General features: G+C 32.1%; 12 protein-coding genes and 1 tRNA gene. 2 read left to right on the top strand and 11 right to left on the bottom strand.

The window, feature by feature from the left end; translation table 11 throughout:
• Positions 1-3,745: PAS domain S-box protein (locus tag HKP59_RS12445; protein ID WP_291807457.1), on the top strand; the 3,745-nt coding region annotated here is incomplete at its 5' end.
• Positions 3,746-4,062: 317 nt separating this feature from the next.
• Here HKP59_RS12445 and HKP59_RS12440 read toward each other — a convergent pair.
• The 10 genes from HKP59_RS12440 to HKP59_RS12395 form a co-directional block, all read right to left on the bottom strand.
• A tRNA-Ser gene (locus HKP59_RS12440) sits at positions 4,063-4,147 on the bottom strand.
• A 10-nt stretch (positions 4,148-4,157) separates the two neighbouring features.
• Positions 4,158-4,688 carry a ribosome maturation factor RimM gene (gene rimM, locus HKP59_RS12435; RefSeq protein ID WP_291807455.1) on the bottom strand — a complete coding sequence of 177 codons (531 nt, stop codon included), beginning with the start codon at positions 4,686-4,688 and terminating at the stop codon, positions 4,158-4,160.
• 15 nt (positions 4,689-4,703) lie between these two features.
• Positions 4,704-5,288 (bottom strand): 30S ribosomal protein S16, encoded by a 585-nt coding sequence (locus HKP59_RS12430; protein WP_291807453.1) that lies wholly within the window; start codon positions 5,286-5,288, stop codon positions 4,704-4,706.
• Between the two features lie 95 nt (positions 5,289-5,383).
• On the bottom strand, positions 5,384-5,959 hold the full coding sequence (locus tag HKP59_RS12425; RefSeq protein WP_291807451.1) for an RnfABCDGE type electron transport complex subunit A: 576 nt from the start codon (positions 5,957-5,959) through the stop codon (positions 5,384-5,386).
• Between the two features lie 2 nt (positions 5,960-5,961).
• Positions 5,962-6,567 carry an electron transport complex subunit E gene (locus HKP59_RS12420; RefSeq protein WP_291807448.1) on the bottom strand — a complete coding sequence of 202 codons (606 nt, stop codon included), beginning with the start codon at positions 6,565-6,567 and terminating at the stop codon, positions 5,962-5,964.
• 5 nt (positions 6,568-6,572) lie between these two features.
• Positions 6,573-7,169, bottom strand: a complete 597-nt coding sequence (locus tag HKP59_RS12415) for an RnfABCDGE type electron transport complex subunit G (protein WP_291807444.1) — start codon at positions 7,167-7,169, stop codon at positions 6,573-6,575.
• A gap of 2 nt (positions 7,170-7,171) precedes the next feature.
• A complete protein-coding gene (locus HKP59_RS12410; RefSeq protein WP_291807443.1) occupies positions 7,172-8,179 on the bottom strand; it encodes an RnfABCDGE type electron transport complex subunit D in 1,008 nt (335 codons plus the stop codon).
• Between the two features lies 1 nt (position 8,180).
• Positions 8,181-9,509 carry an electron transport complex subunit RsxC gene (rsxC, locus tag HKP59_RS12405; protein WP_291807442.1) on the bottom strand — a complete coding sequence of 443 codons (1,329 nt, stop codon included), beginning with the start codon at positions 9,507-9,509 and terminating at the stop codon, positions 8,181-8,183.
• A complete protein-coding gene (locus HKP59_RS12400) occupies positions 9,502-10,422 on the bottom strand; it encodes a Fe-S cluster domain-containing protein (RefSeq protein WP_291807441.1) in 921 nt (306 codons plus the stop codon). Before HKP59_RS12400 ends, rsxC begins: the two co-directional genes overlap by 8 nt.
• Positions 10,423-10,424: 2 nt before the next feature.
• Positions 10,425-10,877 (bottom strand): SoxR reducing system RseC family protein, encoded by a 453-nt coding sequence (locus HKP59_RS12395; protein ID WP_291807439.1) that lies wholly within the window; start codon positions 10,875-10,877, stop codon positions 10,425-10,427.
• A gap of 206 nt (positions 10,878-11,083) precedes the next feature.
• On the opposite strand from HKP59_RS12395, the gene dnaE reads away from it, so the two are divergent.
• Positions 11,084-15,553 (top strand): DNA polymerase III subunit alpha, encoded by a 4,470-nt coding sequence (dnaE, locus tag HKP59_RS12390; RefSeq protein WP_291807437.1) that lies wholly within the window; start codon positions 11,084-11,086, stop codon positions 15,551-15,553.
• A gap of 12 nt (positions 15,554-15,565) precedes the next feature.
• Here the strand turns inward: dnaE and gldA are convergent.
• Positions 15,566-16,389, bottom strand: an 824-nt coding sequence (gldA, locus tag HKP59_RS12385) for a gliding motility-associated ABC transporter ATP-binding subunit GldA (RefSeq protein WP_291807435.1), incomplete at its 5' end; no start/stop codon positions are given.

Genomic DNA, 16,389 nt, shown 5'->3' with positions numbered 1-16,389 from the left:
TGGACAGCAATTAATTAAGAATGGGAAAGTAAAAGATTTTGAGGCTGAATTTGTTACAAAATCAGGAGAAGACCGAATTTGGAAGACTTCTGGTGAAATAGTTCAAATAAACAATGAAAAATATATTCTAGGCATCATTGAAGATGTGACTGAAATGAGAATAGCTGAACTAGAATTAAAGCGCCAGTCAGAATTCATACATACCATGACTGAAAACCAACCTGCTGGAATTGTAGCTTGTGATGCTGTCGGAAAATTAGTATTATTTAATAAAGCTGCCAAAGAATGGCACGGAATCGATATTTTAAAAATTTCACAAGACCAGTGGGCAGAAAATTATGGTCTTTATAGAGAAGATGGAAAAACAATACTTGAAATGGATGACATTCCTTTGATTAAAGCGTTCAAAGGAAAAAAGGTTGAAAATTATGAAATGGTCATAAAAGCTGTTGGACAAAAACCTCGTTTAGTTTCTTGTAATGGTGCTTCTTTCTTCGAAAAAAGCGGAAAAAGACTAGGTGCAGTGATTGTAATGACTGACATTACTCAGGAAAGAATTATTGAAAACAACTTAAAGAAAAGTGAATCAGATTTAAGAAAGGCTTTGATGGAAGTTGAACGAAATGAATTCCTTTTAAATGAAGCAGGACGAATGGCCAAAATCGGCGCTTGGGAGTTTGATTTGGCAACACAGGAAATCCGCTGGTCTGATCAAGTATTTGAATTACACGGAATAGCAAAGGGTGAGGTACCTGATTTTGATTTTATAATGAGTTGTTATATTGATGGTTCAGAAGAAATACTCAGAAATGCCATTGAGGAATGTATAAATCAGAAAAAAAAGTATGAATTAGAATTACGTTTTGAAAATGCACGAAAGGAAAAATTATGGGTAAAAGCCATAGGATATCCAATAATGAATGAAAAAGATGAAATAGTTAGTTTAAGAGGAGTTGTACAAGATATTACAGAACAAAAGAAAAAAGAAAATGAACTAAAATTCTCTGAAAAAAGATTTAGAGCTATGATTGAGGGTGCTCCCGACCCTATATTTATTCAGACGAACAAATGTTTTGCTTATTTGAATAAACATGCAGTTAATCTTTTCGGAGCAAAAGATGAAAAAGAATTAATTGGAAAACCAGTGCTAGATTTTTTCCATCCAGACTTCCACAAAGCTGCACTGGAGAGAATAAAAAAATTAAATAGTGATAAAACTTTAGTACCAGAACCTTTTGAACAAATTCTTATTAAACTAAATGGGAAAGAGGTTTGGGTAGAGACAAAAGGAGAACCAATATTTTTTAATAATGAAAATGGAGGATTAGTTTTTATACGTGACATTTCATTCCGTAAAAATGCCGAGAAAGAACTGAGAGATTCTGAAAAACGCTATAAAACACTTTTTGAAAATCAACCAACTATTATTTGGGAAGAAGATTTTTCAGATTTGAAGAAGCAATTTGATGATTTAAAGAAAGAAGGAGTAGAAGACTTTAATATTTATTTTGATCAACACCCAGAAGTAGTAAAAGAACTTGCTGCCAAGGTTAAAGTTGTTGAAGTAAATTCTACAGGTATTGAAATTCTTGAAGCAGAATCAAAAGAAGATATTGTAAAAAACATCCCTTATTATTTCGATTCCGACGAAGCCTGGTTGAAATTTAAAGAGGAGTTAGTTGCTCTTGCGCACGGAGAGGTTTCGTTTCAATGTGAAATACCAATAAGAACTGTTAAAGGCAATAGCAAAACTCTTTATTTAAAGCTTATTGTACATCCAGATTACACGAATGACTTAAAAAAAGTAGTTGTTACATTTCAAGATATAAGTGAAATCAAAAAAGCAGAAAAAGAACTTAGAGATTCTGAATATAAATTAAAAGAATTATTAAATAATTTAGACTCGGGTATTGTAATCCATGCAGCAGATACTTCTATTATATTTAACAATCAAAAAGCTGCTGAAATTCTTCGTTCAAGCTATGACAAGATAACTGGAAAACATGTATTCGATTATCCATGGAATTTTTTAAACGAAGATGGCTCAATACTTTCTTTAGAGGATTATCCGGTAAATCAAATTTTAAAGCGAAAAGAAGTCATTAAAAACATGGTTATTGGAATGAATCACAAGGAAAATACAATTTGGGCAATACTAAGTGGTTTCCCTGTATTTAATGAAAAAAGAGAAATTATAGAAGTAGTAACTAGTTTTATTGATATAACAGCTCAAGTAGAAGCTAATTTAAGGCTGACAGAAAATGAAGCGGAATTAAAGATGGCTTTAACTGAAATTGAACGAAGTGAATTTTTCTTAAACGAAACAGGTAAACTTTCTAAAATTGGAGGCTGGGATTTAGATTTAACGACTATGACTCCTTATTTCTCAGAAGAAACCTACAGAATTTACGAAATACCTCATGGAAAACCGCCAAAATTAGAAGATGGCATATTATTCTACCCAATAGAAGCTAGAGAACTCGTTCAAAAAGCGGTATCAGACGCCATAGAAAAACATATTAATTATGATATAGAAGTGCCTTTTATTACTGCTAAAGGTAAACATATTTGGGTGCGTACCATCGGACAAGTACAAGTCAAAGAGGGTGTTGCTATTCGTTTATTTGGAACAATACAGGATATAACCAATTTAAAAAAGACACAACTTGAAATTGAAAAGACAAATGATTTGTTAGAAGCAATCACAAACAATTTACCAGGGGCTGTTATTCAATATAAAATGAATTCTGATGGTAGTGATGCTTTAACTTATGTAAGTTCAGGTTCCAATGAAATTTGGGGTATTAAACCAGAAGAAGCTTTAAAGGATAATTCAAAAATTTGGAACCAAATTGACAAAAACAGTATTGACGAAGTAAATGATTCTCTTCAGAAATCCTATTTAAATTTGAGTCCTTGGAATGTTGAGTTTAAATCTAAGTTACCCAATGGGAAAAATAAATGGATACAGGGTATTGGTACTCCTAAAAAGATTGATGATAGTGTAATTTGGAGCTCTATTATGTTAGATATAACTAACAGAAAAGAGGCAGATGAAAGTATAAAAAAGTATCAAGAATCTTTGCAAAAACTAACAATAGAGTTATCATTAATTGAAGAAAAGCAACGTAAAGATATTGCAGCTAATATACATGACCATTTAAGTCAATCATTGGTAATTTCAAAAATGAAAGTAAGGGAATTTATTAAGAAAAATAATTCTTCCCTAAATGTTCAAGATTTAACAACTGTTATACAACATCTATCAGATGCTATTGAGAATTCAAGAAAAATAACTTACGATTTGAGTCCACCGGTTTTGTACGAACTTGGATTGATTGAAACCTTGTATTGGTTAGCTGAGAAGACACAAAAAGAGCATGGTTTGAAAGTTTCTTTTAATACCAACCAAGAATACCTAAAACTTTCTGAAAAAGAGCTCATACTTATTTTTAGGACAATACAAGAATTAATTAATAACACTATTAAACATGCTAAAGCAACTGAATTAATTATTAAGTTAAATATTCAAGTTACCCTTTTTGAAATCTTAATTGCAGATAATGGAATTGGTTTTGATGAAGATTTAGGAATTAAAACAGAAAAAAACAACACAGGTTTTGGCTTGTTTTCAGTTAAAGAGCGTATACAAAATTTGTTTGGAACTATAGATTTTGATACAGCAATTGGAAAAGGAACTCGTGTAAAAATTACATTTCCTTTAAATAGTTCTAAATATAATTAAAGAAAATACTTTAAGCTCAAAGTATTTTAAAATTGAAAGTATAGAATAAGCATAGACTAATCAAATATTACTATTCGGAGTAATTTTAAAATTAGAAGTAAAATTTAATGGTACTAAATTAGTATTTTAAAACAGCAACTTTTTGCAAGTTTAATCTAAAGAGAAAGTCAAATCAACTATAGATAGTTAGACAAACAAAAAATAGTTAAGTTTTGTTATCCAAATCATTGTATTTAAACCAATTTCTACGTTAACTTGTGAAATTCAAATCTTTGCAAAACAATAGGTTACTGTGCTCTAATTTATATTCAATTTTGCAGAGAGGAAGGGATTCGAACCCTCGATACGTTGCCGTATACACACTTTCCAGGCGTGCGCCTTCGACCACTCGGCCACCTCTCTAATTTAGTGTTTATTCGTTTAAAAATAAATCTATTAACCCCTCAGGAGTTTCAACTATAATTTTGTTATTTTCTCTATCTACTTTTTTGATAAAATGATCAATCATAGGAATAAAAACGTCTGTTCCATTTGCATTCACTTCGAATAATGGCTGTGCAGAAGCATCATTCACTCCGGTAATTACACCAATATATCCCAAATTTACATCTTCAATATCAAAGTCAATTATTTCGTGAAAGTAAAATTTGTTTCCAGTTAATTTAGGAAGAAATTTAAGTGGTAAATATACTTCAACTCCAAGTATTGCATCAGCATCAGCTTCGTTTTCAACATCTTCAAATCGTATTCGAAGTTGATTTCCTTTTTGAAGTGAAATAGTTTCAATAAAAAAAGGAACCAGATTGTTACCTAAAGCAACAAATACTGATTCCAAATTTTGATATAATTCAGGTTCATCGGTGTCTAATTTAATAACAACCTCACCTTTAAAACTATGTTTACGAACGATTTTGCCTAAATAAAAACAATCTTCTTTACGCATTATCGCAACAATAAATTACGCTGTTTTTCCATCTTCAGATGCTGCAGCTTGTGCATCATCAATAGATTCTGGACCTGCTTCTTCTACAACTTCTTCTGCAGCTTTTTCAGCAGCTTTCGCATCAGCTTCTGCTTTTATTGCTTCATTTTCTGCTTCTTGTGCAGCAGCTAAACGATCTTCGTTAATTTTTGCTTCCGCAGCTAACGCTTTTGCTTTTTCATCATCTTTAGCCTTAGATAAACCGTCTCTTTTAGCAGCTATTTTAGCTTCTTTGTCTGCAACCCAAGCTTGAAATTTTTCTTCAGCTTGCTCTTCAGTTAAAGCTCCTTTAGCAACACCACCTACTAAATGATTTTTTAGCATAGCACCTTTATAAGATAAAATCGCTTTTGCAGTGTCTGTTGGTTGTGCACCATTTTGCAACCATTGTACAGCTCCATCAATATCTAAATCAATAGTTGCTGGATTTGTATTAGGATTATAAGTCCCAATTTTTTCTAAATACTTACCATCTCTTTTTGAACGTGCATCTGCTGCAACAATCCAATAAAATGGTTTTCCTTTTTTACCGTGTCTTTGTAGTCTAATTTTTACTGACATTTGTTTTAAATTTTAAGGTACGAAACCTTGGTTATTAATTAAGTGCGCAAATATAGTGAGTTATTTTTAAATAACACGCTCATTTTTAGTAATATTTAAACTAATCCTGTAAATCCTAAAAAAGCTAATGACAGCAAACCTGCTACTAATAAATTAATTGGAACTCCTTTCATTCCTTCAGGTATATCTGCTAATTCCAAAGACTCTCTAATACTAGCAAAAACAATTAATGCTAACCCAAAACCAATTGAGTTTGAAACTGCAAAAAATACGGCTTTCATTAAACTCCCTCCTTCTAATCCTAATGCTAAAATTGCAACACCTAGTACAGCACAGTTTGTAGTAATCAAAGGTAAAAAAACACCTAATGCCTGATATAAGGGCGGACTCACTTTTTTTAGAATAATTTCAACCATTTGTACCAAAGCTGCAATTACCAATATAAAAGTAATTGTTCTTAAATAATCTAAACCTGCTGGAACCAATATATATTGATGCAGTAAATAAGTTGTTATAGTGGCTATAGTCATTACAAACATGACTGCTCCCGACATACCAACCGAAGTTGACACTTTGCTTGAAACACCTAAAAAAGGACAAATTCCTAAAAACTGTGAGAGTACAATATTGTTTACAAAAACAGCTGCAATAAGTATAATAATATAATCCATTTTTATGTAGTTTTAATTGAAATTTTGTTGAATAAAACAGTTAAGTATGCCAAAGCTATAAATGCTCCTGGAGGTAAAATAAAAAGGATGAATGTATTTGCATCTTCTGATACAAATTTAAACTCAAATATACTTCCGCTTCCTAGAATTTCTCGCGTTGCGCCTAAAATAGTTAATGCAACTACAAAACCTAATCCCATTCCTAATGCATCTAAAATTGATGCTAGTATATTGTTTTTTGAAGCAAATGCTTCTGCTCTTCCTAATATTAAACAGTTCACCACAATTAGAGGAATAAAAATTCCTAATTGCTCATATAAGAATGGAATAAATGCTTCCAAAACCATTTCAACAATAGTTACAAACGATGCAATAATGATGATAAATGCAGGAATACGTACTTTACTTGGTATTTGAGATTTTACCAGTGAAACCACAATATTACTCATTAATAATACAAACATTGTTGCTATTCCCATTCCCAATCCGTTGAATGCTGATGATGTTACACCCAATGTTGGACACATACCTAATAACATTACAAATACAGGATTTTCCTTTATGATACCTTTTAAGAAATTTTGGGTTTGATTTACTTTTTCAGCCATAATTCTTAATTTTTAAGTTCAATTAGTAAACCATTATTTTTCATAAACTCATCATATGCCATTTGAACGGCTTCACCAAAAGCACGTGAAGTAATAGTTGCTCCAGTTAAAGCATCAACTTCACCACCATCTTTAGTTACTTTTAAATTAAATGCTGATGGATTTTTTTCTCTAAACTGAGCTAAAAATTTTTCATCCTTCATTTTTGTTCCTAATCCTGGAGTCTCTTTTTGCTCTAAAACAACAATATTTTTAATCGTTCCTTCTGGTGAAAAACCAACTATTAATTTAATTAATCCGCTAAAACCTTTTTCCGTTGAACCAATGATAGCCGCACCAACAAATTTGCTATTTTCATAGGCCGGAAATACCTCAACACTATCTTGTACTAATGATGATTTTATTAACTGAACATCTTCAATAGGGTTGTTATCAAAAGTTGGCAATACCAATTTTAATGCGTTTACTTTACGTTCAATTTTACCTTTTTCAATGGGTCCTATAGTAAGTTCATTCACATAACCCAGCGAAAAACCTGATATAATGGTAATCACAAATAGTGACAATACCATATTTATAAATGTATCTTTCTTCTTACTCATAATTACACAATTTTAGATTTGATTTTAGAGCCAAATCGTCTTGGTTTAAAATAGGTATTGATTAATGGCACAAACGCATTCATAATTAAAATAGCGAATGAAATTCCTTCTGGGTAAGCTCCAAATAATCTAATAACCACCGTAATTACCGCGATACCAATGGCAAAAATTATCATCCCTTTTTTAGTCATAGGGCTTGTTACTAGATCAGTTGCCATATAAAAGGCTCCCAAAAGAGCTCCTCCAGATAAAACATGAATTAAGGGGCTCGCATAACTTTCCGGATTAATAACCCAAAAAATTCCAGTCATTACTGCCATTGTTACCAATATAGTAACTGGAATATGCCAAGTGATTACTTTACGAATTAATAGATAAATTCCACCTAAAAGCAATGCTAATCCTGACATTTCACCAATAGAGCCACCTGATAACCCTAAAAACATTTCTAAATTTGAAGGAAGGTTTGCACTTATAGTAGTCATTGTATCACCAAACATCAAACCTTCTTTAATCATTCCCAGCGTTGTAGCTCCCGTAACAGCATCAGCTATAGTTGCGTTATTTTCAACAGCTGTTGGCCACATAGTCATTTGCACCGGAAATGAAACCAATAAAAACACTCTCCCAACCAAAGCTGGATTAAAAATGTTAAAACCAATTCCGCCAAAAGATAATTTTGCAACTCCAATAGCTACTAAACTTCCCACAATAATCATCCAAATAGGTAATCCTGAAGGCAAATTAAAAGCTAATAAAATTCCAGTAATTAATGCTGAACCATCACCAATTGTTACGGTGGTTTTCATCAAAAACTTCTGAATTAAATATTCAAATAACAAACAAGAGATCACTGCTACAGCAGTAACTATAAATGCTCCAATACCAAATACATATAGTGAAACTAAAAATGCAGGAATTAAAGCTATCACAACATCGTACATCAATTTTTTAGATGTTCTATCTGAATGTACGTGAGGTGAGGCTGATATAATAATAGGTTGACTCATTTTAATTTTTAGAGTTTTCTAATTTTTTTACAATATTTTTTCCAAAACGAATATAATCTAACAAAGGACGATGGGAAGGACATACATAACTACATGAGCCACACTCAATACAAGTCATTATATCTTCAGCCCTAGCTTTTTCATACATTCCTTTTTCTGACAAGTTCATTAACAAGTGAGGTTCTAGCCCCATTGGACATACATACACACACTCACCACAACGAATACAATTTTTAGCTTCTCCTCTACTTGCTTCTTCTTCTGCAATCACCAAAATTCCTGAAGTACCTTTGGTTACAGGAACATCTGTATTTTTAATGGCTTTCCCCATCATTGGACCACCGTTCACTAATTTTCTTGTTCCTTCTGGCAATCCACCAACTTCAGCAATTAAGTCTTTAATTGGTGTTCCAATTTTTACCCAAAAATTAGAAGGGTTTTCTAATTTTTTACCCGTTACCGTAACAACGCGTTCAATTAATGGCTTATTAAATTGAATAGCCTGATAAATAGCGAAAATAGTACCAACGTTATGAACTATTACACCTACATCCAAAGGCAATCCATTTTTAGGAACTTCTCTACCTAAAATTGCTCTAACCAATTGTTTTTCTCCTCCTTGTGGATATTTAACTTGTAAAGCTGCAACTTGGATTCCATCTCCTTTATTAATAACTTTTTTGAAAAGTGTAATGGCATCTTTTTTGTTGTTTTCAATTCCAATAACTGCTTTTTTCAAATGTAAAGCTTTCATTAAAATTTTAATTCCAACAACAATTTCTTCCGCCTTTTCTAACATTAATCTATGATCGGCTGTTAAATAAGGCTCACATTCTACACCATTAATGATAAGATAATCTAATGTGGTTCCTTCTCTTACATTCAATTTTACTTGTGAAGGAAATGTTGCTCCACCTAAACCAACTATTCCAGCATCTGCAATTCGTTGTAAAATTTCTTTTGGTTCTAGTTCAATATCAATTTTTAAAGGCTCTTCAATTTCTTCAAAGTTTGAAGGATCTTTAGCATCAGTTCTAATAACAATACACTGCTTTTTATAACCACTACTATCTATAATTAAATCTAATTTAGTTACAGTTCCTGCAACAGGTGAGTGAATATTTGAAGAAACAAATCCGCCAGATTTTGCAATTACTTGACCAATTTCAACTTTTTCTTTTCTATCAACAATTATTTCTGCAGGAATACCTATATGTTGTGCAATTGGCACATTTACCACTTTTGGAACTGCCATTCTTTTAATCCCTTTGGATGAAGTAATTTTATTTTCTGGAGGATGAATTCCACCTTTGGGAAATGTTTTAAGCATCTGTCTTACTTTTTTTAGATTCAGCAACTATGTGTTCTTTTATGACTGCAACTTTTACTTCAACTTTCTTTTCAACTACTTTTTTTACTTTTTTTGGTGGAAAATTAGTTTCGATTATTGAATGTGTTGGACAAACATCTACACATTTTCTGCAAAGCGTGCATAAAACAGGGTCTATATACGCTAAATTATTTAACATTGCAATTGCATCTTTCGGGCAAACATCTTCGCATTTAGCGCAACCAATACAAGCTACTGAACACGATTTTTTTGCAATTCCTCCTTTGTCTTCGTTTAAGCAACCTACAAACACTTTTAAATCACGTTTATTCCGAGGTCTCATTTCAATAATGTCTCTTGGACATTCTTCAACGCAAGCGCCACAGGAGGTACAATTATCAGTAATTATTACTGGTAAACCTGTTTTCTCATCCATATACATCGCATCAAACTTGCACACTTTTACACAGTCACCATCACCCAAACATCCATATTGGCAATCAGTTTCACCACTATAAACCATTGCTGAAATTGCACAGGTTCTTGGCCCTTGATATTCTGTAGTTTTAGGTCTAACATCACAACTTCCCTGGCAACGCAAAACCGCCACAGTTGGATCTCTCTCTACCACTTCTTTTCCTAATATTGCTGCAACTTGTTTCATTACATCATTTCCTCCTACTGGGCAAAATAACTCAGAAATATCGTCTGTATTTACCAATCTTTCAGCAAATGACTTACAACCTGGAGAGCCACAACCTGCACAATTTGCTCCTGGTAATACTTCATCAACCTCAGCTATTAATGGGTTCTCATAAACATAGAACTTTTTAGAAACTACGTACAATACCAATGCCGCAATAACTCCTAAAGAGACTAACAGTAATACACTATATAAAACAGAATCTGTCATTTTTAATTATTTTTAAATATTGAAATTCTAAATGCTTTTTGAAACGTATCTTTTAAAATAAAAAGCATCAAATAGTAGGGAACAAGAATAAAAAGTGATACCAACCCAGCAACCCATTCTTTAAAAAAATTAGTAGTAATAATAAGAGAACCTATTATTAAAATAAAAGGAAAAATATATGCCCAAAACACAGCCTTTAAACCTACGTTTTTTTCTAAAACAACATCAACTGCATCGTTTAGTTTAAAACCTTCAACATTATTTACAATTTCAATTTCTTTGTCACCAGCTTCAGCCGTACCGCAAGCAGATTGGGCTTTACAACCTTCGCAATTCACATTTCCTTTTAAAGAAACTGTTATTACTTGATTTGTGATTTTTGAAATATAGCCTTCATGTTCTATTTCAAAATTATTTACTCCTTTGTTGCTTTCATTGTCCGATTTTTTCATCATCGTAAATCTTCTTTAAAAATGGGACTATAAAATTAAGACTTAAAAACGTATTGAAATATGACGGATGTTAGTATTTTCGATGGTTTAAATTTTATCTTTTATTAATAATAATTATGATTGTTAATAAAAAAAGAGCACTTCGGAATCGTAAAATTTAATTAATTCATACTTTTAAAATCTCATACTTTTTACAAAATATTCAATACATGTTTTTAATATTTGACACTGAAACTACAGGTTTACCTAAAAAATGGAAAGCACCAATTACAGATACTGACAATTGGCCTAGATGTGTTCAAATTGCTTGGCAATTACACGACATGTATGGTGAATTAATTGAACAACAAGATTATTTAATTCAGCCTGAAGGTTTCAATATTCCTTATGATGCAGAGCAAATACATGGTATTTCTACAAAATTAGCACAAGAAAAAGGAAGAAGTTTAGAAGAAGTATTGGTGCTTTTTAATGAAGCACTTTCAAAATGTAAATTTGTAGTAGGACAAAATGTAAGTTTTGATCTAAACATTATGGGATGTGAATACCATAGAAAAAACATAGATTCTACATTAAATAAACTCCCTGTTTTAGATACTTGCACTGAGGGTACCGCAGCACTATGCCAAATTCCTGGAGGGAGATATGGTAACTTTAAACTGCCTACACTAACTGAATTACACGAATATCTATTTCATACACCATTCAGCGAAGCGCACAATGCAACAGCAGATGTTGAGGCCACTACACGCTGTTTTTTAGAACTTATCCGTAGAAGAAATTATTCCGCAGAAGAACTAGATGTACCAAGTAATTATTTTGAAAATTTTGATGCTAAAAACCCAACAACTATTGATGTTATTGGCCTAAAACATTTAAATCTCAAAAAAGAAAGTAAAAAGTTAACACAAAAACCGATAACACAAGTTGAGATACCTAGTCCATCAACTGAGACTATTGAAGAACTAAAAGAAGTCAAATTTTCTCACTTGCACTGTCATTCTCAATATTCAGTATTGCAATCTACCTCTAGTATCAAAAACTTAATCAATTCAGCTATTAAAGATAAAATGCCTGCAGTTGCTTTAACCGATACAGGTAATATGATGGGAGCCTATTATTTTATAGAAGAAGCCATTTCATATAACAATGCTCTTGATAAAAAATATGATGAGATTGAAAAGCCAGAAATTGAAAAAATTAGGCTACAAAAACTTGAAGAAGGAGTTATTGATAAAGATAATTCACAAAAACTTGACTTAACTCAATTTTTAACAAATAAGCAAACTCGAAACTACTTTAAACCAATTTTAGGGAGTGAATTTAATGTATGTGAAGACCATACTGATAGGTCACATAAAGACAATGGATACCAAATAGTTTTTTTAGCAAAAAATAAAAATGGATATCACAATTTGGCAAAAATGTCATCATTATCTCATACCGATGGCTTTTACTATGTCCCTAGAATTGATAAAGGAATTATTGAAAAACACAAAGAAGATTTAATTGTGTTATCGGGAAATTTATATGGAGAAATTCCGAGTAAAATTCTGAATATTGGAGAAAAACAAGCTGAAGAATCATTGCTTTGGTGGAAAGACCAATTTAAAGATGATTTCTATTTAGAGGTCATGCGCCATCAACAAGAAAATGAAAATCACGTAAATGATGTACTCATTCAATTTGCTAAAAAGCACCAGATAAAACTTGTTGCAACAAATAATACCTTTTATACTACAAAGGATGAAGCCGAAGCACATGACATTTTACTCTGCGTAAAAGACGGCGAAAAAACTGCTACACCTAAAGGAAAAGGAAGAGGATTTAGATATGGTTTACCTAATAATGAATACTATTTTAAGTCTCAAGAACAAATGAAACATTTGTTTACTGATTTACCTGAAGCTATTTCAAATATTCAGGAAATAGTTGACAAAGTAGAAATCTATACCTTAAAAAGAAATGTATTACTGCCTAAATTTGATATTCCTCAACAATTTTTACATCCTGAAGATGCTTTAGATGGCGGAGTTAGAGGTGAAAATGCGTATCTAAAACATTTAACTTTTGAAGGGGCTAAAAAAAGGTATGGAAATGAATTAGACGAAAATACTCAGGAACGTTTAGATTTTGAATTATCTATTATTGAAAAAACTGGATATCCTGGTTATTTTTTAATTGTTTGGGATTTTATTTTAGAAGCTCGTAAAATGGGGGTAGCTGTGGGACCTGGTCGTGGATCAGCTGCCGGTTCTGCTGTTGCTTATTGCCTTTGGATTACCAATATAGACCCAATTAAATACGATTTACTTTTTGAGCGTTTCTTAAATCCTGATCGTGTATCATTACCCGATATTGATATTGATTTTGATGATGAAGGCCGACAAAAAGTAATTGATTTTGTAATAGACAAATATGGTGCAAGCCAAGTGGCACAAATTATTACTTATGGTACCATGGCCGCAAAATCATCAATAAGAGATACGGCTCGTGCGTTAGATTTACCTTTACCTACTGCAGATAGATTAGCCAAACTATTGCCGCTCATAAAATTACAACATATTTTTGGTGAAGATGAAAAAAGTAAATCAAAAGTAAAAGAATTAAGAGCTGAGGAATTTGATAATATTAGTGAACTGAGAACAATTGCTGAAGGTGATGATTTAGAATCAATTACTATAAAGCAAGCTATTGCTTTAGAAGGTTCTGTAAGAAATACCGGAACACACGCTTGTGGAGTTATTATCACACCTGAAAAAATCACCAATTTAGTACCTGTTGCCACTGCAAAAGATAGTGACATGTATGTGACACAATTCGATAATAACGTTGTAGAAAGTGCCGGGTTGCTAAAAATGGATTTTTTAGGATTAAAAACGTTAACGCTTATTAAAGATGCTGTAAAAATTATAAAAGCAAAACATGGTATTGAGCTCGTTCCTGATGATTTTCCTTTAGATGACCCAAAAACCTACGAATTATTTCAAAAGGGAGAAACCATTGGTATTTTTCAATATGAATCTGCTGGAATGCAGAAGCATATGAAATCGTTAAAGCCTACAGAGTTTGCAGATTTAATTGCTATGAATGCCTTATACCGTCCAGGGCCAATGGAATATATTCCATTGTTTATTATGCGGAAACATGGGGAAGAAGAAATTGAATATGACCTTCCTGAAATGGAAGAGTATTTAAAAGAAACCTATGGTGTAACTGTATACCAAGAACAGGTAATGCTGCTTTCTCAAAAAATTGCAGGATTTACCAAAGGTGAGGCCGATAAGTTACGTAAAGCTATGGGGAAGAAAATTTTCTCTATGCTAGTTGAGCTAAAACCAAAATTTATTGAGGGTGGAAAAGCAAACAATCACCCTGAAGAAGTTTTAGAGAAAATTTGGAAAGACTGGGAGGCATTTGCAGCCTATGCATTTAACAAATCACACTCTACTTGTTATGCTTATATTGCCTATCAAACCGCCTATTTAAAAGCACATTATCCGGCTGAATATATGGCATCTGTGTTATCTAATAACATGAGTGATATTAAGCAAGTAACATTCTTTATGGAAGAATGTAAACGTGCTGGAATTCCTGTTTTAGGTCCTGATATTAATGAATCTTATTTAAAGTTTGCGGTAAACAAAGAAGGAGCTATTCGATTTGGAATGGGAGCTATCAAAGGAGTTGGAGGTGCTGCAGTTGAAGCCATTGTTGAGGAACGGAAAAAGAATGGAAACTTTACTTCTATTTTTGACATTACAAAAAGGGTAGATTTGCGTGCGTGTAATAAAAGAGCTTTTGACGGTTTAGTTATGGCAGGTGCTTTAGATTCTTTTAAAAATGTACATCGAGCGCAATATTATCAGCTAGACGAAAAAGGACTAACTTTTATTGAAAGAGCCATTCGTTTTGGAAATAAATTTCAAGAAAATAAAAACTCTGCTCAAATTTCTATGTTTGGAGAAACATCTCAAGTTCAATTTCCAGAACCTGAAATTCCTTTTGCTGAAAGATGGGGCATGATGGAAGAATTATCTAAAGAAAAAGAACTAGTAGGTATTTATATTTCTGGACACCCTCTAGATGATTTTAAAAATGAACTTAAGTATTTTAGCAATGCGACGGTTGCTACTTTTAAGGAAGATTTAAAAAACTATGTAGGTGCTAATCTAACATTCTCGGGCATATTATCTGATGTGCAACACAGGACATCTCAAAATGGAAATAAGTGGGCTTCCTTTTCTATTGTAGATTATAATGACACCCATGAATTTCGTATTTTTAAAGACACCTATTTAAAATTTAAACCTTATTTAATTGACAATGAATTCAGACAATTTAAAGTAAATATTGCTGCTGGTTGGAGAAATAAAGATGGTAAAATAGGAGAGCCTCATATTAATTTTACAGACATTCAAATTTTACAAGATGTACTTGAAAAACATTCTAAAAAAATTACACTGCAATTAGAGTTAAAAAAAATAACTAAAAATAGTGTTGAAAATTTACATACGATATTAAAAGAGAATGAAGGAGATGTTCCTGTCAATGTTTTGGTGTATGACCTCTCTGAAAAAATGAAATTAACAATGCCTAGTAGATCTGTAAAAGTAAAAGTGGACAATGATTTCTTGAAAACACTAGAAAACGAAGAAATTAAATTCAAGCTTAATTAATCAAGCTGCTTTTTAATTCGTAAGTTCTGCAAATAAACTTTCTAAATTTTTATTTTTAGTGTTTAAACTCAAAATTTTAAGTCCGTTTTCTTTAGCAAAATCAAAAACAACTGAACGCATATCTTTGGTCGTGGCAAAGGTTAACACCCAAGAAGTGTCGTGGATATTATTTGCTAATTTTAGATGTGGAATACTTAACATAAACTTCTTTTCTACTTTAAAATCAAATTCAACTTCAATTACTTGATCTTGATTTTTTTTAAGCTCATTCAAATTTTTGTCAGCAACTATTTCTCCTTTATGAATAAAAAGTACACGGTCACAAATTGCTTCTACCTCTTGCATAATATGTGTGGAGAATAACACTGTTTTATCTTTACCCACTTCTTTAATTAAACTTCTAATTTCAACTAATTGATTTGGGTCTAAACCCGTGGTGGGCTCATCTAAAATTAACACGTCAGGGTTATGCAATAAAGCTGCTGCCAATCCAACGCGTTGCCTATACCCTTTTGAAAGCTGACTAATTTTCTTATGCGCTTCTGAGGTTAGGCCAACTTTAGCAATAATTTCGGTAACCTCATTTCTTGGAATTTTATAAATAGCTGCATTAAATTGTAAATATTCTTTCACATACATTTCAACATACAATGGATTGTGTTCTGGTAAATAACCAATACTTTGCTGTGCTTGAATCGTATGTGTATTCACATTAAAATTATTCACAAAAGCAATACCCTCTGAAGGTTTTATATAGCCTGTCAATATTTTCATTAATGTAGATTTTCCCGCGCCATTAGGGCCTAAAAAACCAACAATTTCGCCTTTATTAATGG

The organism is Lutibacter sp., from assembly GCF_013041805.1.
Classification (GTDB): Bacteria; Bacteroidota; Bacteroidia; order Flavobacteriales; family Flavobacteriaceae; genus Lutibacter.
This window is presented reverse-complemented; position numbering and strand designations above follow the sequence as displayed.